This is a genomic window from Psychrobacillus sp. (genome assembly GCF_032154225.1).
GTDB lineage: Bacteria > Bacillota > Bacilli > Bacillales_A > Planococcaceae > Psychrobacillus.
In genome coordinates this window covers 128,603-152,865 of sequence record NZ_JALDYF010000007.1, presented here as the reverse complement: position 1 = coordinate 152,865, position 24,263 = coordinate 128,603, and the positions used below count along the sequence as shown (strand labels likewise).

Annotated in this window: 27 protein-coding genes; 21 read left to right on the top strand and 6 right to left on the bottom strand. The window is 35.4% G+C overall.

What is annotated here, in order from left to right:
* Nucleotides 1-87: 87 nt before the first annotated feature.
* Complete coding sequence (locus tag RUH95_RS11665; RefSeq protein ID WP_313893042.1) at nucleotides 88-939, top strand: DUF2268 domain-containing putative Zn-dependent protease; 852 nt, start codon at nucleotides 88-90, stop codon at nucleotides 937-939.
* Here RUH95_RS11665 and RUH95_RS11660 read toward each other — a convergent pair.
* Complete coding sequence (locus tag RUH95_RS11660; protein WP_313893041.1) at nucleotides 920-1,627, bottom strand: class I SAM-dependent methyltransferase; 708 nt, start codon at nucleotides 1,625-1,627, stop codon at nucleotides 920-922. The genes RUH95_RS11665 and RUH95_RS11660 overlap by 20 nt on opposite strands.
* 227 nt (nucleotides 1,628-1,854) lie before the next feature.
* Here RUH95_RS11660 and RUH95_RS11655 point away from each other — a divergent pair, with 227 nt between their 5' ends.
* The 15 genes from RUH95_RS11655 to RUH95_RS11585 all read left to right on the top strand — a co-directional run bounded on the left by RUH95_RS11655 (nucleotide 1,855) and on the right by RUH95_RS11585 (nucleotide 15,692).
* The gene (locus RUH95_RS11655) at nucleotides 1,855-2,346 is read left to right on the top strand and encodes a GNAT family N-acetyltransferase (RefSeq protein ID WP_313893040.1); all 492 of its coding nucleotides are present in this window, start codon (nucleotides 1,855-1,857) and stop codon (nucleotides 2,344-2,346) included.
* A 132-nt stretch (nucleotides 2,347-2,478) separates the two neighbouring features.
* Nucleotides 2,479-3,273 (top strand): alpha/beta fold hydrolase, encoded by a 795-nt coding sequence (locus RUH95_RS11650; protein WP_313893039.1) that lies wholly within the window; start codon nucleotides 2,479-2,481, stop codon nucleotides 3,271-3,273.
* Nucleotides 3,274-3,328: 55 nt separating this feature from the next.
* Nucleotides 3,329-3,568: a hypothetical protein gene (locus RUH95_RS11645; RefSeq protein WP_313893038.1), complete on the top strand. Its 240-nt coding sequence runs from the start codon at nucleotides 3,329-3,331 to the stop codon at nucleotides 3,566-3,568.
* Between the two features lie 615 nt (nucleotides 3,569-4,183).
* Entirely contained in the window at nucleotides 4,184-4,882 is a 699-nt protein-coding gene (locus RUH95_RS11640) for a response regulator transcription factor (protein WP_313893037.1), read from the top strand.
* 20 nt (nucleotides 4,883-4,902) lie between these two features.
* The gene (locus RUH95_RS11635; RefSeq protein ID WP_313893036.1) at nucleotides 4,903-6,312 is read left to right on the top strand and encodes a sensor histidine kinase; all 1,410 of its coding nucleotides are present in this window, start codon (nucleotides 4,903-4,905) and stop codon (nucleotides 6,310-6,312) included.
* A 94-nt stretch (nucleotides 6,313-6,406) separates the two neighbouring features.
* Entirely contained in the window at nucleotides 6,407-7,165 is a 759-nt protein-coding gene (locus tag RUH95_RS11630; protein WP_313893035.1) for an ABC transporter ATP-binding protein, read from the top strand.
* Between the two features lie 5 nt (nucleotides 7,166-7,170).
* The gene (locus tag RUH95_RS11625; protein WP_313893034.1) at nucleotides 7,171-9,567 is read left to right on the top strand and encodes an ABC transporter permease; all 2,397 of its coding nucleotides are present in this window, start codon (nucleotides 7,171-7,173) and stop codon (nucleotides 9,565-9,567) included.
* 216 nt (nucleotides 9,568-9,783) lie between these two features.
* A complete protein-coding gene (locus RUH95_RS11620) occupies nucleotides 9,784-10,818 on the top strand; it encodes an ABC transporter permease (RefSeq protein ID WP_313893033.1) in 1,035 nt (344 codons plus the stop codon).
* 1 nt (nucleotide 10,819) lies between these two features.
* The gene (locus RUH95_RS11615; protein WP_313893032.1) at nucleotides 10,820-11,494 is read left to right on the top strand and encodes an ABC transporter ATP-binding protein; all 675 of its coding nucleotides are present in this window, start codon (nucleotides 10,820-10,822) and stop codon (nucleotides 11,492-11,494) included.
* A gap of 276 nt (nucleotides 11,495-11,770) precedes the next feature.
* Nucleotides 11,771-12,136, top strand: a complete 366-nt coding sequence (locus RUH95_RS11610; protein WP_313893031.1) for a DUF2089 domain-containing protein — start codon at nucleotides 11,771-11,773, stop codon at nucleotides 12,134-12,136.
* A gap of 12 nt (nucleotides 12,137-12,148) precedes the next feature.
* Nucleotides 12,149-12,535: an SHOCT-like domain-containing protein gene (locus tag RUH95_RS11605; protein ID WP_313893030.1), complete on the top strand. Its 387-nt coding sequence runs from the start codon at nucleotides 12,149-12,151 to the stop codon at nucleotides 12,533-12,535.
* Nucleotides 12,536-12,544: 9 nt separating this feature from the next.
* Nucleotides 12,545-12,826, top strand: coding sequence for a hypothetical protein (locus RUH95_RS11600; protein ID WP_313893029.1), 282 nt, complete (start codon nucleotides 12,545-12,547; stop codon nucleotides 12,824-12,826).
* A 235-nt stretch (nucleotides 12,827-13,061) separates the two neighbouring features.
* A complete protein-coding gene (locus RUH95_RS11595; RefSeq protein ID WP_313893028.1) occupies nucleotides 13,062-13,628 on the top strand; it encodes an RNA polymerase sigma factor in 567 nt (188 codons plus the stop codon).
* Complete coding sequence (locus RUH95_RS11590; protein WP_313893027.1) at nucleotides 13,606-15,234, top strand: DUF4179 domain-containing protein; 1,629 nt, start codon at nucleotides 13,606-13,608, stop codon at nucleotides 15,232-15,234. The genes RUH95_RS11595 and RUH95_RS11590 overlap by 23 nt, the downstream gene beginning before the upstream one ends.
* 191 nt (nucleotides 15,235-15,425) lie before the next feature.
* Nucleotides 15,426-15,692 (top strand): YqhV family protein, encoded by a 267-nt coding sequence (locus tag RUH95_RS11585; RefSeq protein WP_397469500.1) that lies wholly within the window; start codon nucleotides 15,426-15,428, stop codon nucleotides 15,690-15,692.
* 21 nt (nucleotides 15,693-15,713) lie between these two features.
* Here RUH95_RS11585 and RUH95_RS11580 read toward each other — a convergent pair whose 3' ends face one another.
* Complete coding sequence (locus RUH95_RS11580; protein ID WP_313893026.1) at nucleotides 15,714-16,961, bottom strand: MFS transporter; 1,248 nt, start codon at nucleotides 16,959-16,961, stop codon at nucleotides 15,714-15,716.
* Between the two features lie 77 nt (nucleotides 16,962-17,038).
* Complete coding sequence (locus RUH95_RS11575) at nucleotides 17,039-17,665, bottom strand: LysE family transporter (RefSeq protein ID WP_313893025.1); 627 nt, start codon at nucleotides 17,663-17,665, stop codon at nucleotides 17,039-17,041.
* A gap of 416 nt (nucleotides 17,666-18,081) precedes the next feature.
* On the opposite strand from RUH95_RS11575, the gene RUH95_RS11570 reads away from it, so the two are divergent.
* Together RUH95_RS11570 and RUH95_RS11565 are read left to right on the top strand one after the other, a co-directional pair.
* Nucleotides 18,082-18,348 (top strand): YqhV family protein, encoded by a 267-nt coding sequence (locus RUH95_RS11570; RefSeq protein WP_397469500.1) that lies wholly within the window; start codon nucleotides 18,082-18,084, stop codon nucleotides 18,346-18,348.
* Nucleotides 18,349-18,515: 167 nt separating this feature from the next.
* Nucleotides 18,516-18,836 (top strand): DUF378 domain-containing protein, encoded by a 321-nt coding sequence (locus RUH95_RS11565; protein ID WP_313893024.1) that lies wholly within the window; start codon nucleotides 18,516-18,518, stop codon nucleotides 18,834-18,836.
* A 51-nt stretch (nucleotides 18,837-18,887) separates the two neighbouring features.
* Here RUH95_RS11565 and RUH95_RS11560 read toward each other — a convergent pair whose 3' ends face one another.
* From RUH95_RS11560 to RUH95_RS11550, 3 genes are read right to left on the bottom strand one after another with little or no spacing between them, the layout of a single operon-like run.
* Nucleotides 18,888-20,450, bottom strand: a complete 1,563-nt coding sequence (locus RUH95_RS11560; protein ID WP_313893023.1) for a YndJ family protein — start codon at nucleotides 20,448-20,450, stop codon at nucleotides 18,888-18,890.
* Entirely contained in the window at nucleotides 20,440-21,051 is a 612-nt protein-coding gene (locus tag RUH95_RS11555; RefSeq protein ID WP_313893022.1) for a DUF4166 domain-containing protein, read from the bottom strand. Before RUH95_RS11555 ends, RUH95_RS11560 begins: the two co-directional genes overlap by 11 nt.
* 11 nt (nucleotides 21,052-21,062) lie before the next feature.
* Nucleotides 21,063-21,965, bottom strand: a complete 903-nt coding sequence (locus tag RUH95_RS11550; protein ID WP_313893021.1) for a DoxX-like family protein — start codon at nucleotides 21,963-21,965, stop codon at nucleotides 21,063-21,065.
* A gap of 110 nt (nucleotides 21,966-22,075) precedes the next feature.
* On the opposite strand from RUH95_RS11550, the gene RUH95_RS11545 reads away from it, so the two are divergent.
* The 3 genes from RUH95_RS11545 to RUH95_RS11535 are packed head-to-tail and all read left to right on the top strand — an operon-like array spanning nucleotide 22,076 to nucleotide 24,234.
* On the top strand, nucleotides 22,076-22,510 hold the full coding sequence (locus tag RUH95_RS11545) for an NUDIX hydrolase (protein ID WP_313893020.1): 435 nt from the start codon (nucleotides 22,076-22,078) through the stop codon (nucleotides 22,508-22,510).
* A gap of 57 nt (nucleotides 22,511-22,567) precedes the next feature.
* Nucleotides 22,568-23,413, top strand: a complete 846-nt coding sequence (locus RUH95_RS11540; protein ID WP_313893019.1) for a DUF2268 domain-containing putative Zn-dependent protease — start codon at nucleotides 22,568-22,570, stop codon at nucleotides 23,411-23,413.
* A 32-nt stretch (nucleotides 23,414-23,445) separates the two neighbouring features.
* On the top strand, nucleotides 23,446-24,234 hold the full coding sequence (locus tag RUH95_RS11535) for a class I SAM-dependent methyltransferase (protein ID WP_313893018.1): 789 nt from the start codon (nucleotides 23,446-23,448) through the stop codon (nucleotides 24,232-24,234).
* The last annotated feature ends 29 nt before the right edge of the window (nucleotides 24,235-24,263 follow it).

Sequence of the window (24,263 nt, the reverse complement as noted above, 5' to 3'; positions counted from 1 at the left end):
ATTAACATATGATGTTGGTAATATTACACAATAGACAATCGTCTAAAAAATAGAAGTTTTCAAATGCGAATAAAAAGGATGAGATGTTTGCCGGTAATTTTAACGCAGAATTGGCTCAATCAATTTGTCCAATCATGTAAAGAACAGCGAGGAAAAGATGTATCTTCTATGCACTGTGAAATAATATGTGGTCCACTCGAGAAGTTAGTTCCAAAAGTTAATCGAGAAGTATGGCAATATGAACTTTCAAGACATGGATTATTTACTCCCCATGAATGGAAGAGTGTAGAAACTGTCGTAAAAAAAATGGAAGAACAAAAAGTATGGGAAATTGTGAAACAGCATTACCGATTTCTTAGAAAACGATGGAATGGCCCACATGTTTCCATTTATATTTTTCCTATTAGAAGTGTACGTTTAGAATTAGGGGAGCAACTGCCGAGTAAAAATGGAGTAGCGTATAGAGGAGCCTTGTTTTTATTTTTGTCTACGGAACTTACAACAGAAGAAATAAAGGCGTTATTAACGCATGAATACAACCATGTTTGTCGACTGGACCATTTAAATTTGGCACCAGATAAAATTACTTTAAAGGATTCTCTCATTATTGAAGGACTTGGAGAATATGCAGTGAAGGATTTGCATGGTGAGAAGTTGGTAGGGCCATGGGTGAATCTCTATTCCTTTACTGAAGCGAATGAAATATGGGAAAAGCATTTTATCCCGTCGCTAAATATTACAGGAGTGAATAATCATTTTATTTTTTTATACGGAAAATCTAGAAGCCCGTTACCTAAATGGATTGGTTATTATATAGGTTATCAAATGGTTCATTCGTATGAAGAAAAGCATGGACCTTTTTCAAATGAAAAGCTTTATAGTAAATCTGCCGAAGAAATAATAGCGGGCTCTAAATTTATTAGTGTAACTGACATCTAAACACTCGGTAGCCGGTTAAATGACCGTATTGACGTAGAAAATGATTATGTTTATCTAATAGGTCAAATAAATCCATATGGATGTTTTCAGATTGGTTTATATCATTAATTTCACTTGGGGTTAGCTCTGATGGGGTGTTTATTATATGAACTTTGGTAAAACCAGCTTCCTGTAACTTCGACTTCCATTGTACTTCTGTTAAAACTTCTTGGATGCCATATAGGCTGCATACTTTTTCTTGTAATTCTTCTGATAAAGTTTGTTCAGCTGTCATCTCAATCATGATCATGCGTCCATCGCTTTTCAAAACTCTGACAAGTTCATTTAAAGTCTTCGAAATGCTAGTAAAAGCAATAACAGACTCGGCTAGGATTAAATCGAAGGAATTATCTACAAAATCCAAGCGTTGTACGTCACCTTCAACAACGCTAACATTAAAGTTAGTATTAGCGAATCGTTGCTTCGCTTTTTCTATCATAATTGGATGATTATCGACTGCTGTAACTTGGCAATCAAATTTTTCAGCTAAGAAAGCCGCAGTTTGTCCAGTGCCACATCCTATATCTAGCACCGATTCCGTACGTTGAATGTTTTCATCTCCTAATATAGATTGTGTCAGATCAAATCCTCCAGGATGTGCCCCCCCAATTCCAAAGTATGCTAATAAATCCAAATATGCATTCGCCACTTAATTCGCCTCCTAAACAGTTACATTTATAGTATGCTGATGATTTATATTTGTAACTGCATAGGAGAGTCTTGATATTAGAAGCTAATTAGCTTTTATTTGTACCAAAAAAGGGGAATATTGCTATAATAATTATAGCTAAAAGAAGTTAAAGGTAGAAGGAATTCCAACATTAGTATTATTTATCTAAATGGAATTTATAGAAACATTCTAAAGGGGAAATGAAAATGACTATTACACTGCAGTTAGCCTTAGAAAATGAAGCATCGATATTGCGCAATTTATATTCACTTTATCTACATGACCTTTCAAAATTTACCACAACGATCGATATTGGAGCTGATGGTTTTTTTCTCTACGAGGATTTAGAAATGTTTTGGAAAACGGAAGGAATTTCACCTTACTTTATAAAATATGAAGATAGCATTGTTGGTTTTTTACTATTATTAGAACGACCATTTTTAAAAAAAGAAAATGATTTTTGCGTTAACGACATATTTATATTGAATAAGTACAAAGGGAAGGGCATTGGTAAAAAAGTGTTGGAGGAATTATTTGAACAAAAAACTGGAAAATACTATGTAATTGAATTAGTTGAAAACCTACCGGCGGTTTCTTTTTGGAAAAAGATATATAAGGAATTACATATAGAATTTGATGAAAAAGCCGAACTCATTGATGAAGAACCATGTTTCATCCAAACATTCACAATAGGGTAGAGATAAAAAACATTATGTGACGAAAATAAGTTATGCGTTTACAATATGTCGTATTTTGGTGGCGCTATAGTTGTCTTAGTTTTATAGATAATGCTTAAATAGTAGTAGACAACTATGGAAGGATGACATAACTTGCTTCACTATAGAACTTACGAAATTAGCGATACTGCCCCCTGGGTAACATTTATACATGGTGCGGGAGGTAGTTCTTCTGTTTGGTTCAAGCAGATTCGCGAATTTAGAAAAGAACATAATGTACTTTTAATTGACCTACGTGGACACGGGAAATCCGAGCGTGGCCAATGGGAAAAAGGAGATACTTTTACAGATGTCTCAAACGAAGTAATTGAAGTGTTAGATGAAATCAAAGTTGAAAAGACACATATTATTGGAATGTCGCTTGGTACAATTGTTGCGCAAACAATCGCGGATCATTATCCGGAACGCGTGAAATCACTGATTCTTGGTGGTGCAATTATTCGTTTTGACATCCGAGCAAAAATATTATTATGGGCAGGGCGTGCAGCCAAGCTCTTTGTTCCTTATATGTTGCTTTATAAATTATTTGCTTATATTATTATGCCGCGTAAAGAGCATGAAGAATCAAGATTGGCTTTCGTCAATGAGGCGAAGAAGATGTGTCAGAAGGAATTCATTAAATGGATGTCCTTAACGAAGGTCATCAACCCTTATTTGACACGCTTACAAGCATCAACAACAGCGATTCCGACATTGTTCTTAATGGGTGATGAAGATTATCTATTCATCCCTCCAATCGAGGAAGTTGTTCGGCGCAATGAAGGATTTGAATTTATCAAAATAAAAAAATGCGGTCATGTATGCAATATTGATCAACCAGACTTGTTTAATTCGTTTTCTATCGATTATATTTCAAAAGTTGAGCGTAGCAGCGTCGTTGTTGTTTAACTGAATACTAGCTAGCCATTTTCGAAGGACCATAAATACTTGGTCCTTTTTTGTTTTGGTTCCAGTTGTTTGTGTCCTTGTGATAGATGCAATTACCTTATATTTTGGTATGAAAAAATTTTCAGTACCAACGACTATTATTTCTTCTATTCTAATTGTTATGGTTGTTTCTTCGAATAATGGGGGTTTTTCATTAAATGATATTATAGTTATTCCAATCTCATTGGCATTAATTGGAGTAAGTGTTGCCTACTTAGCGATTAGGAATATTGAAAAGGTAGATTTAAAAAACTGAAAACTATCCTAATGAAAAGAGTTGACTAGTTACGACTCTTTTTTTCATTTTATTTCATGAATTACGACTTGGCGTAATTGCGTCCGAAATTACTGAATCAAGTTAAAGTTAATGAAAATAAGTTTAGTTTGACAAAATTCCTGGAAAAGCCGAACTATAACAAAAGTATGCAGTTTTGGATAAATTTTTTTCCCTTATTTAAAGAACCAGTAATCCAACTATCTGGCTCACGTTTCATCTCCCACTAGCAGCAAACACGATGCTTCTTTTGATAAATCATAATATTATCATGAAAGATGGATTGGTTATATATCCCGAATGAGGGACTACCCACTGAAGTTTCACGAATAATTTGAATGATAATAATAATCAATGTATATTAATAGACAGAGAGAAGAGATTCGTATGGAAATTGTATTCGCAAAAGCAACCGATACACCATAGAACCACTACTTAATGATTCAATTCAAGCATTTATGACATATAAAAACGAAGCATCACCTTTAAGTACTCTAGAGAAATCGGCACTATTGATATCGAACGCTTTAGTTGATGGAGAACAAGTAAACATTAGTTATATGGTTGACTAGCCATATATGCATTGGGGGGGAACTAGTGAATAAAAAAAAGAAAATACTTATTATTGAAGACGAAAAAGATATATCACGTATTGTAAAAGATTATCTCAACAAATACGGCTACGAGGTTTTTATTGCAGAAACCGGGAAAGAGGGTATGCGATTTATTGAGACATTGGTTCTGGATTTTATCATTCTGGATCTAATGCTCCCTGACGCTGATGGGATTGAGCTTTGTCGCAAAATCAGAGAAAAAAATAATACACCTATTCTTATTTTAAGTGCTAGAACAAGTGATACGGATAAGGTTCTTGGACTTGGTTTTGGTGCGGATGATTATATGACGAAACCATTTTCATTAAGTGAGTTAGTCGCCAGAATAAATGCCCATCTACGTCGCTATGAGGGAGCTGATAGTACACAAAAGAATGAGGATGTTTTGCACTTTGGAAATGTCGTCGTTGATAAAAAAGCGTACCGTTTAACGGTAGACGGCAATGAGATTACACTATCTTCCAAAGAATTCGAGCTGCTGTATTTTTTGTCCAAAAATAAGAATCAAGTTTTTTCGAAAAGTCAGTTGTTGGATGCAATTTGGGGGCACGCCGCGTACGGAGATGAAAATACAATCACTGTTTATATTCGGAGAATACGAGAGAAGTTTGAGGTTGACCCTTCAAACCCGACGTATATTAAAACGGTTTGGGGCGTTGGCTATAAACTAAGCTTAGATTAAGTTCAGGATTGGAGAACGTGATGACGTTAAAAGAGTGGATGAAAAAATGGTTTGCGTCAGTTTTAATCTGTTGGTTGGTGTTTTTGGGCTGTATTCTATACTTATTTGCCGATCAGTTCTTAAATGACAATGAAGCTAAGCCTGCTTATGTGATAAATCAGGCTCGCTTACTTGTAAGTGCTAGCATGGCATATCTTGAGCAATATCATGATGAAATCGATGCTACTGTTCTTCAGGAGATATGTGACAAGAACGATGTGAGCTTACTCTTAATCCAATTGGACGGCAACGTATTATTTAACTCTTCAGCTGATAAGTCAATTCAAAAAGTCGATGTGAAAACATCGCTCCACTATGATTTGTATACTGCTAAAATCGAAAAAAATTATTTCAAGATTACTTTTCCAGTAGTTGATGATCAAACACAAATCCAAATAGGTAATGCAATTTACTTATTGCCAAAAAGTGAGGTAGGTATGGAGAATGCAAAGGGAATTCCTCTAATCCCAATCTATTTGATGATCCTCTTTTCACTTCTTTTTTGCGGCTTACTCTATATTCTCGGTCAAAAAATGAAGAAAAATATAATCCAACCCATCCGAAAATTATCCTACTATTCACAAGCAATTTTAAAAGGCGATTATGAGCAAAAGGCGGAGTATAGTGGGACGGACGAAATGGGTGAAGTGTATGCCGTTTTCGATCAAATGCGGATTGAAATTTGGCATCATAGCCAGCGAAGAGATGCACAAGAGAAAGCCCAAAAAGAGCTGATTACAACTATTTCTCATGAAATAAAAACCCCTCTGACAACAGTGCAAGCATATCTCGAAGCTATAAGAGATGGCGTCTGTCCAGACATGGATTCCGTTATGGACTATGTTGAAGTGATGCGTTCGAATACAGATAAAATGACGAGACTTGTGGAAGATTTATTACTGCATGCCCTGCAAGAATTAGGGCAGATATCAGTAAATCCTATTGAACAGTACAGTAAAAGCATGCTTTTGCATATGATCCAACCAATGGGTCATTACGTTCGTACTACGGGCGTTGTATTCATAGAGCCGACGGAAATTCCGGATGTACTTATAGCTGTCGATGCAAATAGATTGGAGCAAGTTATTTCTAACCTCATAACAAATGCGTTAAAACACACGTCTCCCGGGGATTCGATTCGTATTCAAATCGAGCAAGAGTGGGAGCAGTTAAAAATTACAATAATAGATACGGGCGTGGGAATTCTCCCACAGGACATGCCTTTTATTTTCGGTCGTTATTTTAAAGGGCAAGTTAACGCTAATAATGAAGGCAATGGTCTGGGGCTTTCAATTTGTAAACATATTATTGAAGCACATAATGGAACAATTTCTTTTAAAAGCACAACAGGTGAAGGCACTATTTTTAATTTTACGATTCCATTGTGTTAATTCCCCTTTGTAATAATTCATTAATAACTTGATAAGTATTGTTAAATAATTGCACGCTACAATGAAGGTTAGAACAAAAAAGGAGTGTGCGATTTTGTCAAAAAGAGCTATTATCCATGCAACAAACCTTTGCAAAACATATTCAACAGGTACGGAACAATTTCACGCCATTCGAAACATTGACTTAGACATTTATGAAGGAGATTTCACCGTAATTATGGGGAATTCAGGGTCAGGAAAGTCTACGCTTCTTTATCTTCTGAGCGGACTTGATAGCATAACGGCAGGAGAGGTGTATTTTCAAGATCAGCGAATAAATGCATACAACGAAAGGGAACTTGCGGATTTCAGGGCCAAAAAAATCGGCTATATTTATCAAAGCATAAATTTGGTGCCTGATCTTACATTAGTTGAAAATATTTCTTTGCCTAGTTATGTAGCTGGAAATCCTAAAAAAGAAGTCAAGAAAAAGGCCATTTCGCTAATGAACGCGATGAATATTGAGGAACAGCAAAATCGGTTACCCTCCCAAACTTCGGGTGGCCAGCAACAGAGAGCAGCCATCGCTAGAGCGCTCATTAATTCTCCAGATATCCTATTTGCAGATGAACCAACAGGCAGTTTAAATTATGATCAAGGTGTTGCAGTCTTGGATATCTTAACGGAAATGAACCGTAAACGACAATCCATCGTGATGGTAACCCACGATATAAAGGCTGCTTGTAGAGCGGATCGCCTAATCTATATTCGGGATGGGAAAATTGGTGGGGTTCTGGAATTCGAAAAATATGATGCTACTACAATCCAAGGCAGAGAAAACGTAATCTTTTCATACGTTTCTGGAAAGGAGTAAGCACTATGAATGCTATTTGGACACTTTGTATAGCCAATTTAAGGGAAAAAAAGATTCAAAACGGATTAACCGGCCTGCTTATCTTATTATCCACATTACTACTTGCAACGTCGGTGAATGTTATGTTAAATACAGACAATTTATTTGCGGCTACTCATGAAAAAACGAATGGTTCGCACCAAATTTTGACGTTTAATAATGGTTTTCACAATCCTCAGCTGGTAAATGAGTGGTGGAGTGAGCAAGATGGGGTTAAGGCGTCGAAATTATTGCCTTTTAAGAACTTAACGACGGTCATGTACGAAGGTCAAGAGATTTCAAATTTATATTTATATATGATGAATACACCAAAGCTACCTCTCGGGGTTGATGAACTTACGTTTGCGGAAGGAGATGTACGTTCAAATCCTGAAATTGGCACAATTTGGATATCTACTGCTTTAGCGTATAAACACGGGATGCAAATAGGAGACCCTATTGAATTTACAACGGGTGTAGAAAAGTTCGAGTTAGAAATATCAGCCATTCTCATTGATGTTCCTTATGGTGGCCCTTTTTCAAATGGTGTACGTGTCTGGATGAATACTGAAGATTATCAAGAAAAGCTTAGCTCCATGCAAGTTAGTGATAAGTACATGATGGGGCTCAGATATGATGATTATAGTCAAAGTGCACACTATTGGGATCGTTTTGAAGATTTTATTGGTACGCCTTTTCTTGAATCGAAAGAAGAGTTCGAGACTATTTCTGCATTCTATCTAATTATGAATAAAATTATTGCATTTGTGATGAGTTTTCTCGGAGTCGTTATGATGTCTATTGCCTTAATCACCATTGGATTTACGATTTCTGACGCTATTTTGTCGAACTATAAAACCATTGGTGTTTTAAAATCTTTAGGTTTATCGGCAAATAAAATAATCTTGACATACGTCAGTCAATATTCTTTCCTTGCTATAATTTCCATTATTCCAGGGGTAATACTCAGTCTCTTTTCATCAAAGCTTATTGTAGAAAGTTCACTTTCTAACTTAGAAATGGAGAGCACAACCTCAAGTATCCAGGGTGGGATGATTTCAATTACCGTAGGATTGTTTGTTTTTCTTCTTATTATCCTTTGTGTATTGATTTACTCCAACAAAACTCGATCCATACAACCTGCACAAGCGATTCGATATGGAATGTCTGAAGTAGAAAACAGTAAAATGACACGGCGGTTGAGTTCATCTGGGGTAACTAAATTTGGATTTGCGTCCTATCCGGTACCTTTTGTCATTGGGCTGAGAAACTTATTGAAAAATAGGAAAGGCTCCCTTTTAATGATGGTGTTAACCGCTGTTACATCGGCCGTGCTTGTTTTCGGATTTGTCTTACTAAATAGTCTCGTTTCCATTCAAAAAACTATACCATTATGGGGATACGACTCTGCTGATATAGCGGCGGTTGTATTTAATCAGACGAAGTTTTCTAGGGCTGACTTTGAAAAAGAACTATTGTCAGATGAACGAGTTGAAGCAGTCGGTTGGACGGGGGATGAGTTAAGTGCTACATTTCCCGCACAAGGTCAAACGACTGAGTCAAAGAGTGTTTCACTCACAATCATTGATGGGAACTATGATGAACTGGGATTTGCCACATTAAGAGGTAATAACCCTACAAACAAAAATGAAATCTCATTAGGTATTAGCGTTGCAAAGTATCTTAACAAAGACATAGGAGACGTAACGGAAGTATATATAGGTGGGAACAAGCATACGCTTACCATTACAGGGATTTACCAAGCAATCATGGATATGTCTCATTCAGCAAGAATTACAACCGATGTAGTAAAGGTTTATAATCCTGACTACCATGCTACACTTTTGGGGTTAATTATCCTCAAAAACACGGCGGATTCGGATGACATTGCAGGTGAACTGAATGTCACATTTAAAGATTCAGTAAATGCGCTTACTCAGCAAACATTATTAGCTTCAGTGTTTACTGAAGCTGTGTCTATTTTAATCGTGCCCATGAGTATCATGGGATTGATGTTTGTGCTGGTTACATTCATCATTATCTACAGTACGTGCCGCATGAACATCCGAAAAGAAAGTAAAACATACGGAATTTATAAGTCTGTCGGAATGACTTCTACTAAAATAAGACGATCTGTGACTTCCGGTGTTATCGTTCTATCTACAATCGGAGCCTTGCTCGGAATAGTTGTTGGCACTTCGCTATTACCCATTGTTATGGAATCAGTTCTATCTAGTTATGGAATTGTTGAACTGCCACTGATTTTCAATTGGGTCGGCATCCTACCGATGGCGTGTATAAGTATCGTTTCAGCAGGTTTTGGTTCCTGGCTTTCTTCAAGAATTATTGCTAAAACTTCACCATGTATACTTGTAGTCGAGTAATTAGACTAACAAAAAAACCATCCTAGAACTCCTCTACAGGAATTCTAGGGTGGTTTTTATCGGAGTAAACAAGATTCTAGGTTGTTAGCATCGGCTTTATTACCGACTAGCAGCAACCTCAACAGGTCATTTCTTCAAAAACGTAATACCGAGTTCATCTTCCGTTCACCTAGCTGTTATATGCTCTAGCTATCAAGTAATAACGGAGGCGTAATGATGAATATAGCGTGGAAAGAAATGAAGAAGAATAAAGTGAAGTTTATGATTTTAGGTTCGATCATTTTTTTGGTCAGCTTTTTAACATTTATTATTTCTGGATTGGCAAATGGGCTATCCCAAGACAATGCAGCTTTAATAAAAGATTTACCAGAAGGTCAATTTTATATGAATGCAGATGCAAATGAAAAGTATAATCTTTCGAGAATAGACGTAGATCTACAAGCGGAACTATTAGAAGAACAGAAGGATGCTACAGCATTTTCGATTCAAATGGGTTTTGTAAATGATAAGGAAGACAAACAACATAGTGTTGCTTTCGCCACATCAACCGATTCGGAGTTGTTTGCGTCCGTTGGGCCAGGTGAAATCGTTTTAGATCGTTCATTGGAAAAGGACGGTATCAAAGTCGGAGATATCTTAACGAACAATCAGTTTAGCGGTGAATTTAAAGTAATTGGTTTTGCAGACAAACAAAAATATAGCCATGCTCCAGTTGCTTTTATCAATATGATAAACTACCAAGAAATTTACCGTGTCCTTGAAATGCAAACAATTTTCATACCAGGACAAGAAGAAACGCTAGATAATGCATCCTTACAAGCATTTTCAAATAAAGAATTTTTGGATGCTATTCCAAGTTACAGCGCGGAACAAATGTCACTCAATATGATTGTTTGGTTTTTAGTCGTTATTAGCGGAATGTTATTCGCGATATTCTTCTACATGATGAACGTACAGAAAATTGGCTTGTACGGAATTTTGAAAGCACTTGGCGTTAAAACAAGTCGATTATTCAGCATGATGTGGTACCAAATGGTTGTTATAACTGTGATTGCACTCGGACTGTCGGTTGCGTTAAGCCAAGGCTTTGCAATGATTGCACCAGAAGGAATGCCTTTCAGTTTAACTGTTGACACAACTATTCAATTATCCATTGTGTTCTTGGTTATCGGATTCATAGGCGCGACGCTTTCTGGTCTTCAAATAAAAAAAGTGGAACCACTGCAAGCTATCCAACAAGGAGAGGTGTAATATGACAATTTTTACAATAGACGAAGTGACAAAAATATTTACGAATGGCGAAGTCGAAGAACAAGTATTAAAAGGCGTTAATATTACCCTTAAGGAAGGGGAAATTACGGCATTAGTTGGTGCTTCGGGATCTGGCAAAAGTACGATTCTTACAATTGCTGCCGGACTGCAAAGTGCATCAGGTGGTAAAGTAGTGTTCGAAGGGAAAAATATGACCGAGATGAACCAAGAGCAGATTCGAAAAACGAGAGCAAGCGAGTTTGGCTTTGTCTTTCAATCTTCTCATCTTGTCCCTTTTCTAACGGTAGAAGAACAACTCCTTCTAATGCTTGATGTGTCAGAAACGAAGATGAGTAAGCGTGTACTAAAAGAAGAAGTTGAAAAAACGCTTAAACTAGTTGATATGTATCATAGGAAAGATGCATACCCATCTTCTTTATCGGGTGGGGAAAAACAACGAGTAGCAATTGCCCGTGCAATCATCCACAAGCCTAAATTGCTATTTGCGGATGAGCCAACAGCAAGCCTTGATTCAAAAAGATCGAAAGACGTCATGACATTGATTCGAGAATTGACGAAGACGTTGAACATCACGACGTTGATGGTAACTCATGACGAAGAGATGCTGCCTTATGCAGACCATATTATTACAATGAAAGATGGATTAGTTTTATAGTAGTAACGGTCCCTGTGATAGACTAAATTTTAAGGCTTTTCAGAATCGTTTTGGATTTGTGTCGAACACAGGGAGAAAAACAGCCTACGAAAACCATTAACATATGGTTTTCAAAGTCTGTTTTTTATTTGTTTTTAATAATATATTGCAAATACGAATAATTTTATATTATAATTAATATTATTAATTAATTTTAGTTAAATATTTTAATTTGTTAATCCGAGTATTGATTTTAAGAATATGATGATGTGGGTGAAAGGAGGAATTAACAGTGCTATGGGATATCCAATTATTAGTCAGTGTCCGGTTTGTAGTGAAACATTAAAAATCACTAAGTTGCATTGTTCTCACTGTCACACAACAATTGAAAATGAATTCGAATTATCCAAGTTGGCTTCCCTTTCAAGTGAACAACTTCGATTTGTTGAAGTATTCCTAACGTGCAGAGGCAATATTAAGGAAGTTGAAAAGGAACTAGGGATTTCTTACCCAACGGTTCGAGGAAAGCTAAATGAGGTTGTTAGTTCTCTTGGATACGAAACAAAGAAGAAAAACGAAGTGGATGAGAAAAAAGTTATTGAAATGTTAGCAAACGGAGAGATAAGTTCGGAAGAAGCGATTAATCTTTTAAAAGATGAATAGGGGGAAATAGCGATGAATACTGAAATTGAAAAAGTGTTAACAATGGTACAAGAAGGAAAATTGGATGCAGCAAAAGCATCAGAACTTATTCAAGTATTAAATGAACGGGATTCTGGCAGTACCCCTAAAGTAAAGTCATCTTCATATATAGACAAAACATTGAAAGTGCGAGTTGTATCAGCTGAAAATGATAATGTTGCTGTTAATCTGCCAATTAGACTTGTAAAAGTTGTGTTATTAGCTGGGCACAATATAGCTTCAAATATACCCCAGTCTGAAAAATACGTAAAAGACATTGATATTAGCTTAATTCTGGAGGCAATTGAACATGAATTAGACGGAAAAATTGTCGATGTTAGATCTGCAAATGGTGATACAATTTCCGTTACGATTGAATAGAGTACATTTATGTTAAACGTAAAAGTGAAAGCTAATGCAGTAAGACTTTCTATTCCAGTTCCTTACCTGGTGTTAAACATCGGTATTACTATACTTTCTTCCCGAGTGTTGAATAAAATGATAAATAAGTGGATTATTGCAGGTACGAAGGAAAAAGATATGTCATTTACAATTCCACAACTAAATAAAATGGAACTAAAAGAAATTGTGAAAGAACTGAAAAGACATAGAGGGCTTCATATAGTTGATGTTAAAGCAAAAGATGGTACAGAAGTCTTGATAAGGTTATAAATGGACCCTGTGACAAACATAACTTGAAAACTATTCAGAATAGTTTTCATGTTGTGTCGGACACAGGGACAAAGAACAGTCTGAGAAAACCGATAACAATTGGTTTTCACTGACTGTTTTTTTTGTTAAATGTTTTTTTGGCAAAAAATGAAATTATTTCTCACGTAAACTCGTTATTATAGATGAGTGACAAAAACGAGACATGCGCATGGTCGTTTTGAGTTGGGAGGTCAACATGGAAGAAGAGCTACGGTGGATCAAAGAAATACTATTAGGCAACAAACAAGCCTACGCCCACATTATTAATAAATATAAAAATCCGTTATTTGGAACAATTTTACGAATGACTAAAAATCCTCACGATGCTCAGGATCTCGTACAAGAAGCATTTATCAAAGTATATGACCAACTAGATAAATATGATAAAAAAGGTTCGTTTTCTGGTTGGTTGTATCGTGTGGCAATCAACCACTGTATGGATGAGTTCCGAAAGAAGCGCTATAAGATGAAACAAGTGGAGATTGATGAAGAAAAAGTAGTACATGTAAATCATCCAGAAGTTATTTATTTAAAAAACGAGAAAAGCAGACAATTAGAACGGCTAATCGCAACCTTACCAAAAGACGAACGAATGATTATTCTTTTACGCTATGTAAATGAATTAAGCTATAGCGAAATAAGTGAGCTAGTCGAAGTCCCTCTCTCGGATGTGCGTAATAAACTTCATCGTGCAAAGAAAAAAATGAGAGATACAGTAAAACAAGAAGGAGGATATTTTTATGAATTGTCCGAAGGCAGATAAACTTTCACAGTATGTTGATAATCTACTAATAGAAAAAGAGCATGCCGAAATACAAACGCATATTAAAAGCTGTGAAGGGTGCATGCGTGTCGTAGAAGCTTTCAAAGAGGAGCAGCAATTTATTAAAGAAACATTACAAACGCCAACTTTGCCTGATGATTTTGCATCCATTGTCCTGGAGCATCTGGAGCCCTATGAACAGAAGAGTATTCCGAAAAGAAGTAAGCCTTGGAAACGCATACTACTTACTGCAGCGGGAATAGTTTTAGCTTTAGGTATAACAGCTACATTTAGCCCTAGCTTTGCTCAATTAATAGGAGGATTTTTCGGCTCGGAACAGGCAGATGAAGGATTAAGAATTGCAATGGAAGAGGGGTTAGTGGAAAGGGTCAATTTAGAAGTAACGGACAATGGAATGACGCTTAAAGTAGAAGATGTTGTGATCGATTCTTCGAGAGTTGGACTTTCCTTTCAAGTTTTAAATAAAGATGGAAAACCCCTAGATACGAAACTGAACCTTGGCCTTGCTGATTCTGAGAATGAAAATAAGATTATTGGATTCGATCAAAATGGAAAAGAAATTAATAGAGTTGGAACAGGATGGTGGGAAGGAAGTGACTATGGATTTGCCGAAATTTCATTACGTGAACAAGAAGCAATAGAGAAGTTGACGGTAAAATTCGATTTAGTTGAACTTAATGGGGTAAGTGGCAACTGGCAGTTAGAAGTACCTGTGGATTTAAAAAAAATGAATAAGCTTACAACAACTATCCCATTAAATGATGATAAAACAAGCAGTTTTGGTGTGGCCGTTAATATGGAACAGGTCCAATTTTCAGCTTCTTCTACTGAACTATTGTATGAAACATCTTTTACAAAAGAAGAAAGTATTAAGGTGAACGAAGACATTAAAAAACTTAAAAAGGAATTAGGAGAAGGAATTATTAATGATAATGGTAAATATGACACATCTATTCAATACCATATAGAAAATGAAGATAAAAAAGTTATATATTATCATAATAACTATCTAGCGGATGAAGCAGACTCTAATAATTTGGGGATGCTACAAAGCTCTGGAAAAGGTATGGAACAGCTTGGCCAAGTTGCATGGAATGAATCATTTGTTCCACAAAAAGATAAGACCAAACTTACACTAGTATTGGATGGTGTCTATAAAAAAGTACCAACTGATTTCTCTATAAAAATAAAGCCAAAAGAATTGAATAAAGCGCCTGTTTCATTTGAATACGAAGGCAATTTTATTACGATTAAAAAAACCAAAAAACAGAGTGAGTTTTCTCTACGCAAGTCGTTGATACCAGTCGAGAAGGAAGATATTTTTAAAATTGAAATGGAAGGTAGCAGAGATGCACTTGCTCCAGAACTTGGAGAGTGGGTTCTAACAGACGACAAAGGAAAATCATATGCTACTTTACTGGATGGATCTTATCTTTACAAAAAAGATAAGAGCGATGGATACGAGTTAACAATGGGTCTCAAATCATATGACTTAAAGGAAGTTCCTGATGAATTAACACTTCACTTAATTTCCGTCACACGTTTTGAGGAAGTTAAAGATAAATGGATAGTTCCACTATATTAAAAAAAAGCATCTTCCTCTACAAATACATTGTAGAAGAAGACGCTTTTTTTTACTGTAGTATTTTGAAATAAAGTAGAAGGTTGATAAAAGTCGAACAGCGTACATACACTATTTGAAGGGTCCTAGTTTTGATATATAGCGTAAAACTCAGTTGTCCTACTATTGAACAACTACGAAAAAGAGGAGGCTGTATTATAGAAAAAGCATTACTATTAATTATTTTATTAAGAATGTTTTCTGGAAGCATTGATATAGTTGCTGCGATGTTTATGTTTAAATACAATGATTTAGAAAAGGCCTTTTATATCAATACACTCCTTGCTTTAGTGGGTCCAATCGTTTTAATTATTACGACAGGAATTGCATTGTTTGGCTTAGCTGAAAAAATATCTCTACTAAGAATAGTTTGTCTCTTCGGAGGAATCTCCCTCATTCTTTTCAGTTTAAATTCTAAATGAAAATACAAGTGAAAGATTGTATTATAAGGCTGAATTCTTTTCAGTTTTATTGATTTCATCGACTTGAATGCATTTAAAAACAATGAATAACAAGATAAATCCTAGGACACCTGCCGTAATATAGCTTATATGAAGATAATCTTTCATAACGAGTGACATAATGGGAGGGCCTGCTGCAACACCGATAAATCTTGCAGAGCTATAAAAAGAGGAGATAGTACCCCTTTCTTCTTTTTCTATATTTTCTGTAATAATGGCATCTAGTACAGGAAGTATTGCACCAATTGCTATACCCATTATGCTAGTGACAATTAATAGAAAAACGAGTCTTTTACTTGTAAATCCGACGAATAAAACACTTGCTGAAATTGCAATCAAACAAATAACCATCATTTTTTTTATTAATGTCAATTTTCCTTTAATATTTCGTCCGGTAATAAAAGAGGCGATGCAAAGAAATAGTAGTGGAATAGCCAAAATGAATCCTTTTTTTATTCCTTTTATATCGTGAGCGCTATCGAGGCTCTCGGATAAGAAAAATAGCACCCCAAATAAAATAAGCATGGCAAACATTCCAGTAAGGAATACGGTGAATAGCCATTTACCTTCCAGCTTGAATGTTTTTTTTATGTTAGATAAAAATTGTTTAAAAATGATTGGTTCATCTTTTTCCTTTGGGACTTTAACAAAGAAGAAAATAAGTACAATGGAGATTAAGCTAAAGAAGGATATAGAGAAGAACGGCAAAAACCATAAAAAAGCAGCAAACACTGAGCCGAGAATAGGACTTAGTACTTTGCCAAACGTATTCGATGTTTCAATAACACCTAAGCAGGAGCTCGTTTTTTCATCATCATCTTTATACAAATCACCTACGAGGGGTAATACAATCGGCATAGCACCAGATGCCCCTACGCCCTGCAAAATCCTTCCTATAATGATCCAAGTATATGGGTCTTCCATTTTCCATGAAGCAAATCCTGCGATTAGACCACCGATTAATGCTAGGATTAAACTCGGTAAAATCACCACTTTTCTTCCGAAACGATCCGATAAATATCCAGCTACTGGAATGAGAAAAATGGCTGCAACTGAGTAGCTGGTAATAATCATGCTAGACTGAAATGAAGTAATTCCAACTTTTTTTTCTAAAATTGGTAGTACTGGAATTAGCATAGAATTTCCGAGTGTCATAATTAGTGGAATAGAGGCCAAACTGACAATACACCAAATACTTACTTTACCTTCACCTTTATTTGTATTTTCCATACCGGCACCTCCATGATTCCTTGGAATGGATTTATTAATGGTATGGTTTCCTTACAAGTTTTTTTTATGCCCTAAAATCAAAAAAGTGATCGATAAGCTTGAATGCCAAAGTATATACCGAATCCGATCATGGATAAGGAAGAAATAATAGAAATGAATGTCAAAAATGAGGGAGATAACAACTTACGAGAACCACTAGATACAACCGCCATTATGAAGTCCACTAGAGAAATTCCAAGTAAAATCGCAACACTATACAATATTATTTGATAACTTGACGTAGTACCGGCTCCTCCTACTAAAATAGAACCGTATATGCCTAACCAAAAAAGAATGGTTAATGGATTCAATAATGCTATGAGAAAGCCGGATAATAATGAGTGTCTCAGTCGGATTATTTTGCGGAATTTGGTGTCCATCTCAATATGACGTAGCGTAAGTAAATTTTCAATACCAGTGTACATAAGAACAAAAAAACCAAATGACCATAAGAATGTTTTCATAAAAGGGGAGTCGATAAATTGTGCAACTCCAAAATAAACCGTGAGCATGTATAAAATGTCTGTTACTATAGCACCGAGCGCAAAAAACCAAGCATGAAAAAAACCATTTTTAATACCCGTATTTAGTAAAGTTGCCTTAACAGGGCCAATCGGTGCCGCTAAAGAAACACCTAAAAAGAAATAAGTAAGCATGGAATTCATAAAAATAGCCTCCGTTTAAATGATGTCTTTGCATCATATTCGGAACGAACTACTTGTACGACTACTTAAAAGGACCATTGAACGAAATATTTTGGTCCCTGTGACAGACACAATTCGGAAGCTATTCAGAATAGTTTAGGATTTGTGTCGAACATAGGGACATAGTTAATTTCCGTCACACGTTTTGAGGAATTTAAAGATAAATGGATAGTTCCACTATATTAAAAAAAAGCATCTTCCTCTACAAATACATTGTAGAAGAAGACGCTTTTTTTTACTGTAGTATTTTGAAATAAAGTAGAAGGTTGATAAAAGTCGAACAGCGTACATACACTATTTGAAGGGTCCTAGTTTTGATATATAGCGTAAAACTCAGTTGTCCTACTATTGAACAACTACGAAAAAGAGGAGGCTGTATTATAGAAAAAGCATTACTATTAATTATTTTATTAAGAATGTTTTCTGGAAGCATTGATATAGTTGCTGCGATGTTTATGTTTAAATACAATGATTTAGAAAAGGCCTTTTATATCAATACACTCCTTGCTTTAGTGGGTCCAATCGTTTTAATTATTACGACAGGAATTGCATTGTTTGGCTTAGCTGAAAAAATATCTCTACTAAGAATAGTTTGTCTCTTCGGAGGAATCTCCCTCATTCTTTTCAGTTTAAATTCTAAATGAAAATACAGGTATAAGGCTGAATTTTTTATTTGATTGAATCGAATATAAGAACAAAGAAAAAAGTAGCTTGTATTAAACCTTCTTTATTGTAAAAGATAATAATGAATTTTAGTTATTAATATGAGCATTTTGCTAAAATTCATACAAAAAATGAAGGAGGTTAATCTGTGAGAACTACACATCGAATAGCTTTAGTACTCATTATTATTGGTGCAATTAATTGGGGGCTAATCGGCTTTTTTAAATTTGACTTAGTAAGCTCCATATTTGGAGGACAAACTGCGCTTTTCTCTAGAATTATCTTTGGTCTTGTTGGAATAAGTGGACTAATTTGTTTACCGCTTTTATTTGAACCAGCGAGGGATGTTGGAGTCGAAAGAGGTCGTACAGGTTACAGAAATGCTAATTTAGGGACAGAATTTAGTGAAGAAGAAGACTTTACCGATATAAGGGAGTATTCGAAGCAAGATTCTGATGAAAAGAAATAAGTAAATATAAATGTAGGAGGGGCTTTCAAAAAAAGAAAGTCCCTTCTATGTTTATAAGCTGTTTTCATTCAAAACAATAGCATAGTCAATTGTTAAAAAAGGCAAAGAAAATATTTTCATCTGATGTTTTGCATGGAGCTGATCTTCTTTCATTTCCCTTATTAAAAATTGTTCTTGTAGTGGTAGTTTAAAAACGTATTTGTTAGCCGTTAAATATATTCCAGCATCTGAATTAGCTGCTCCTTTACTTGTTAAAAGAAGTTTTTCTCCTTGTTGGTGCAACTCTAGAATACCGATCATGGACGACCAAGGTAGGGGTAAGGAGATATTCATATACGTGTTACCTTTTGTTTGATAGGAAGAATAGAGAGCAACAAAAATTATGTCCTTTTCTATTTTTCGAATCCATGCCCTTGTCTTTTCACGACCATCTTCTATCGCTACTATGTCCCCTGTCATTTCCATTTGTTTAGCTGAAATCGGTAGATTGAGCTGTTGAACTTTTCGACTGATAAGTTTATATATAAACGCTAACGGCTTAAACCAACTATGCCAGCGTACTTCCGAAAATAATCTATATTGAGTAGTATTTTCATAAAAATGAATGATTGATGATGGCAGTTTTTCCTTATCAACGTATATACTCATGTCATCTACAAGACCCTTGAAAGTATCTGTACCCAAATTTTTCGTTAGAATCTCTTCGCCAATTATGCGCTTTCCTCTAATAGTACTTAGAGGAAACTGAGAGCTTCTTTCTTTTGATGGGGGAGTAAATAAAGACCACCCAATCACCCCGCATAATGCGAATAAAACACAATTAAAGAAGCCATGAAAACGCAACATGAAGTCTATATCTACGTTAGTAATTCTTGCCGCATATAACAAAGAAAAAATAATCGTAACACCTAAAGATCCGAATGATAATCGAACGAGAACTGCTTGTATAGTACTTGCAAAATACGCTTTAAAAGTTAAATAAATAAGTCCATAAATTCCGAAGATATATAGAAGGACTGAAACGATTTCTAGCCACGGAAAGAACGTAATGCCAATTGCAACGACAATCGGGCATATTAAAATGATTGTGCAAACAACTTTGTATAAAGTTGTTTTATACAAACGACCAAGAAATCCGACGAAGATAGGTAGTAAAAAAGCAGAGTAATGAAAGTGAATAGCGGTCAGCCATGTTAACAAAGGTGAAAAACCAGTATCTATTTCTGCAATATAAGCAAAAAACCAAGCCCCACCAATGAATAAATACATTAACCCCATATGAATAGAAAACTCTTCTAAATTAGCGAATCCTCTTCGTATAAATCTTCCAAACCCATACAAGGCAACAACTAATGTGAAAAGTAAATAAATAATAGCAAATAATATATTCCATCCAACCGGTACTGTCGTTTGTAAAATGAAAACCGCAGCAAAAGCTGGAATGGCGAAATAATAATATAGTTTATACTCTTGTTTCCATATTAATTGAAAAGTAAGAGGAACAAATACAAGCTGTGCCGCAGTTAGCATTAAAAAATACCAAGGTGTCATGCTAAAAATGATAACAATCAGGAATAAAATAATATGTAGTATGGCAATTTTTTTAAAAGTCATCGGCTTTAAATTCTCCTTCATATTCAAATAACTGACCGATTAATGGATTTGTAATGACGACATGTATGGAAAAAAGCTCGCTTTCTTCTATATAATATTCTGTTACTTGCACGTTTCCTTGTAACAATTTAGGTAGAGGAATTTCAATTGGACCTAAGACCAAACGCTGTTTTCCCGATTCAATCCGCATATGACCTTCCTCTGAAACAAAGAAAATCAATTCGGAGTAGAGTAAGCTTGGTTCCCCTAAATAATCTTTTACAACGTTTTTCCCCGTATCCAAACTCATTAGTGCATTAAAATATCTTTTTCTCTTCGGGAAATGAAAAGCTCTTTCCCAGTGAACTTGATTTTCTCCGCCAGCTCCAACTTGGCTCGTATTACTAATCGTAAATGGAATATTATCTCCTTTCTCTGGAAATAAAAATTTCCACCGCGTACCTAGTAAAAAAAGTGGAAACATCCATTTTGGTCCTCCACTTATTTTTTTCATTGTGCCAGTTGCTTTAAATGATTTTCCTATAGGCAGTTCATATCTTTTGCGGAGCATTGGTTGTAACTGCTGAAATTGTTCTCTTAATATTTCTTCATAGATAGACATACACATGCTCCTTATCTTTTTCGTTTGCAGCTTTTGGCAGACGGAATATCGTTATTCATGAAAAAGCCGATCATTGAAATAACAAATAAAGTTAAGTTAAATGTTAATGGATTGAATGGATGACTTAGAGAAGCAGGCACCGCAATAATTGCAGAGAGTGTTAATAATGGAAAAAGTATTAACTGTAAGCCTAGTAATCTCTTTTTATTTTCATAAAATAACCAAATGAACCCGAAGATTATTTCTACTATACCAATCCATAAAACCGCAGTTGTCGCTTGGCTTAACCTTACGGACAGTAAACTTTTAGTCATAGAAATTTCTTCTGGATGCTTCATTAACAATTTAGGAATTAAACCTTGATAAATCCAGATGAATGCGAATAAAAAAGTTATCATCCAATGACTAAAAAATCTTCGGTATTGTATGGAAGGTGACTCTCCTTTTTCAAGCCATCTTTTTAGTACATCAAAACTTAGTGCGGTTGCCCATCCCATAAGTGGTCGAAACAATAGAAAATCAAACAACTTCCCTAGAGCTCTAAAATTAGTTTTGTAATCATACTGTGTAAGAAATTTAATCGAATTTTGCTCAGGTTTATATTTCCAATAGCCTTTACCTGATCGAATAATGGAAATTGGTTGTTCTGTCCCAAAGTGTAAGGAGGAAGTTCTTGAACCATCTTCTGCGTGAAAAGATCCAACACTTTTTCCAAAACCTGCAATATTTAGTCCAAATCCGATATTCGTTTTATATAAAAAATGTTGGGGTTCATTTTCTTGTTTCGGTAAATAAGTGATAGAAGAAAAACGAAGATCCCATTGCTCATGTAAATCTGGTTTTTGCGTCGCATCCCACAGCTTTTCCATATCTGAATAAATAGATATTTCTACATATATTGGCTTGTTTTTCATACGATTCACCTCCAGTCAAGCTTATCATAAGATGGAGGTATTTTGACTAGTCGTGAAGAATAGGTATAGATTGGATCAAAAAAGAAACGGTAATGAAAGGGAGATTCCATATGTTTTATGTAAATGTTGAAGCGGCAGTGTTTAAGGATGACAAGTGGCTACTTATAAGAAGGAGTATGAAGGAGGAGCACGCTGGAGGTGAGCTGTCCTTAGTAGGTGGTACTGTAGACAATGAAGGCAATTCTAACGATATTTTGGAAAGGACATTACGTCGAGAGCTTTTGGAAGAAGTCGGAGTCGAAGTAAAGGACCTCATTCAATATGTTCGGAATACTTCATTTGTATTAGCAAGTGGGAAGGAGGTTGTGGACATAGTGTTTCTTTGTGAATTTGATAAAGGGGAACCATATGCAAAAAGTCCAGATGAGATTGAATCTATTCAATGGATGACGACTGACGAAATTGTTAATCACGAGGAGGTACAGTTTTATTTGAGTGACAATATTTTAGCGGCAGAGGCTATGAGAAAAAAGAGAGTTTGGTAAAGTAGAAACGTATGTTTTCAGTAAATCAATGTAATAAAATTAAGGGGGTCATCTACTTTGAAAATAACTGATACAGTTCCGTACTTTCTAAAAAATTATGAACCATCAATTAGCTTTTTAAGAAAATACTATGCAGAATATCCAAATATTTTTGCAGATTATTTTCCTCGTCATTGCAAAGACACAGATAAAAGGCATGGTGAGTCGATAAAAAAATACCCGCAACATTTTTCATCTATTAAACAAGTGTACAAAAACATTTTACCTATTATAGAAGGAGTTGCAGCCGAATACGAAAAGTTGTATCAAATTAATTTTCCGATTGAAATAAACTTGATCGTTGGTGGATTTGGATCAAATGCCTATACAAATCGTCAAATTATTCCAGACATCACGTTTGCATTAGAGAAGCTATCATCAGAACCTAACCATCTAAGAGTAATTGTTGCTCACGAATTTGGACATGTGGCACAAAATATTATATCGAATAATGCAGGTCTGGATTGGCCAAAAGTTGACTGGATTAATCCGCTTCTTTGGCTTTATCGTGAAGGAGCTGCAACACACTTCTCGCGCCAAATAGTTTCAAAAGAACATCCTTCCATTTATTTTTCTTACGATGATATGGGGCACGATTGGTTATCTTTTGCAAATGAAAATACAAGAGATATCAAAAATGCGTTTGCTGAGGACTATTTAGCTTTAAAATCAGATGATTTATATCATGAGTGGTTTTCCATTAATGGCGGGAGAAAGTTTGGATACAGCAGATTAGCCTATTTTATTGGGTATTTATTTTTCCAGCATGAATTAGAGAAGTTTGGTGAAATGGCTACTATTGTAGCGTGGAAAGAGGAGGATTTTTTAGAACGAGTAAAACAGTGGCTTATCCAAGGGGAATGAAAAAATTAGTTATTTATTAAGGAGAAGATTTAATGACAAATTCAATGTTTACAGACAATCTAGAGGAATATGATGACCCTATTTCATATGATTTGGAGAATAATGCGTACGTAGGGGAATTGCCATTTCTTATGCAATGGGCTTCCGAAAAAAAGGGACCGATTATTGATTTAGCCTGTGGTACGGGAAGACTTACGATTCCTTTGGCGAGCAAAGGCTATGAAATGATAGGAGTAGATTTACACACCGGAATGCTTAAACAGGCTCAAAGGAAAGCACGTGAACTTGATTTGCAAATTGAATGGGTTGAGCAGGATTGCACACAGCTAAATTTGGATGTGAAAAGTCCATTAGTCTACATGGTTGGAAACTCCATTCAACATTTTCGTACGAATGAATCACAAAATCAGCTTTTATCTTCAATCCATAATCACTTATTAGAAAATGGAGTGTTTATTTTTGGAACGAGATTTCCTAGCTCGGAGGAGTTATTGCAGCCAAATACAGAAGAGTATTGGAAAACATACATAGATACAAACAGCAACGAAGAAGTGGACGTTTCTACAATTAGTAACTACGATGCTTTAGGTCAAATTCAACATTACACGACCATTAGAAGGATTAAAAATGCTAATGGTGAAGTAATAAATGAAAAACGAACGAATATAAGCTTACGATATACTTATCCAAAAGAAATGGAAAGATTGCTGGCGGAAAGTAGATTTGACGTTGTGCATGTATATAAAGATTGGAAAGGCACTCCTATTGATAATGAAAGCTATGAAATGATCTATGTATGTAGAAAAAAAGGGAATCGCTGAATTTGTCCCTGTGTCCGAATTGTGTTGAA

What these genes read in the sequence shown, in the direction of transcription:
- RUH95_RS11655 (WP_313893040.1), top strand. Translation starts at nt 1,855, where the DNA reads ATGACTATTACACTGCAGTTAGCCTTAGAAAATGAAGCATCGATATTG.
- RUH95_RS11600 (WP_313893029.1), top strand. Translation starts at nt 12,545, where the DNA reads ATGTTAAACGTAAAAGTGAAAGCTAATGCAGTAAGACTTTCTATTCCA.
- RUH95_RS11550 (WP_313893021.1), bottom strand. Translation starts at nt 21,965, where the DNA reads ATGAAAAACAAGCCAATATATGTAGAAATATCTATTTATTCAGATATG.
- RUH95_RS11620 (WP_313893033.1), top strand. Translation starts at nt 9,784, where the DNA reads ATGAATATAGCGTGGAAAGAAATGAAGAAGAATAAAGTGAAGTTTATG.
- RUH95_RS11625 (WP_313893034.1), top strand. Translation starts at nt 7,171, where the DNA reads ATGAATGCTATTTGGACACTTTGTATAGCCAATTTAAGGGAAAAAAAG.
- RUH95_RS11615 (WP_313893032.1), top strand. Translation starts at nt 10,820, where the DNA reads ATGACAATTTTTACAATAGACGAAGTGACAAAAATATTTACGAATGGC.
- RUH95_RS11560 (WP_313893023.1), bottom strand. Translation starts at nt 20,450, where the DNA reads ATGACTTTTAAAAAAATTGCCATACTACATATTATTTTATTCCTGATT.
- RUH95_RS11635 (WP_313893036.1), top strand. Translation starts at nt 4,903, where the DNA reads ATGACGTTAAAAGAGTGGATGAAAAAATGGTTTGCGTCAGTTTTAATC.
- RUH95_RS11555 (WP_313893022.1), bottom strand. Translation starts at nt 21,051, where the DNA reads ATGTCTATCTATGAAGAAATATTAAGAGAACAATTTCAGCAGTTACAA.
- RUH95_RS11580 (WP_313893026.1), bottom strand. Translation starts at nt 16,961, where the DNA reads ATGGAAAATACAAATAAAGGTGAAGGTAAAGTAAGTATTTGGTGTATT.
- RUH95_RS11590 (WP_313893027.1), top strand. Translation starts at nt 13,606, where the DNA reads ATGAATTGTCCGAAGGCAGATAAACTTTCACAGTATGTTGATAATCTA.
- RUH95_RS11575 (WP_313893025.1), bottom strand. Translation starts at nt 17,665, where the DNA reads ATGAATTCCATGCTTACTTATTTCTTTTTAGGTGTTTCTTTAGCGGCA.
- RUH95_RS11610 (WP_313893031.1), top strand. Translation starts at nt 11,771, where the DNA reads ATGGGATATCCAATTATTAGTCAGTGTCCGGTTTGTAGTGAAACATTA.
- RUH95_RS11535 (WP_313893018.1), top strand. Translation starts at nt 23,446, where the DNA reads ATGACAAATTCAATGTTTACAGACAATCTAGAGGAATATGATGACCCT.
- RUH95_RS11595 (WP_313893028.1), top strand. Translation starts at nt 13,062, where the DNA reads ATGGAAGAAGAGCTACGGTGGATCAAAGAAATACTATTAGGCAACAAA.
- RUH95_RS11545 (WP_313893020.1), top strand. Translation starts at nt 22,076, where the DNA reads ATGTTTTATGTAAATGTTGAAGCGGCAGTGTTTAAGGATGACAAGTGG.
- RUH95_RS11605 (WP_313893030.1), top strand. Translation starts at nt 12,149, where the DNA reads ATGAATACTGAAATTGAAAAAGTGTTAACAATGGTACAAGAAGGAAAA.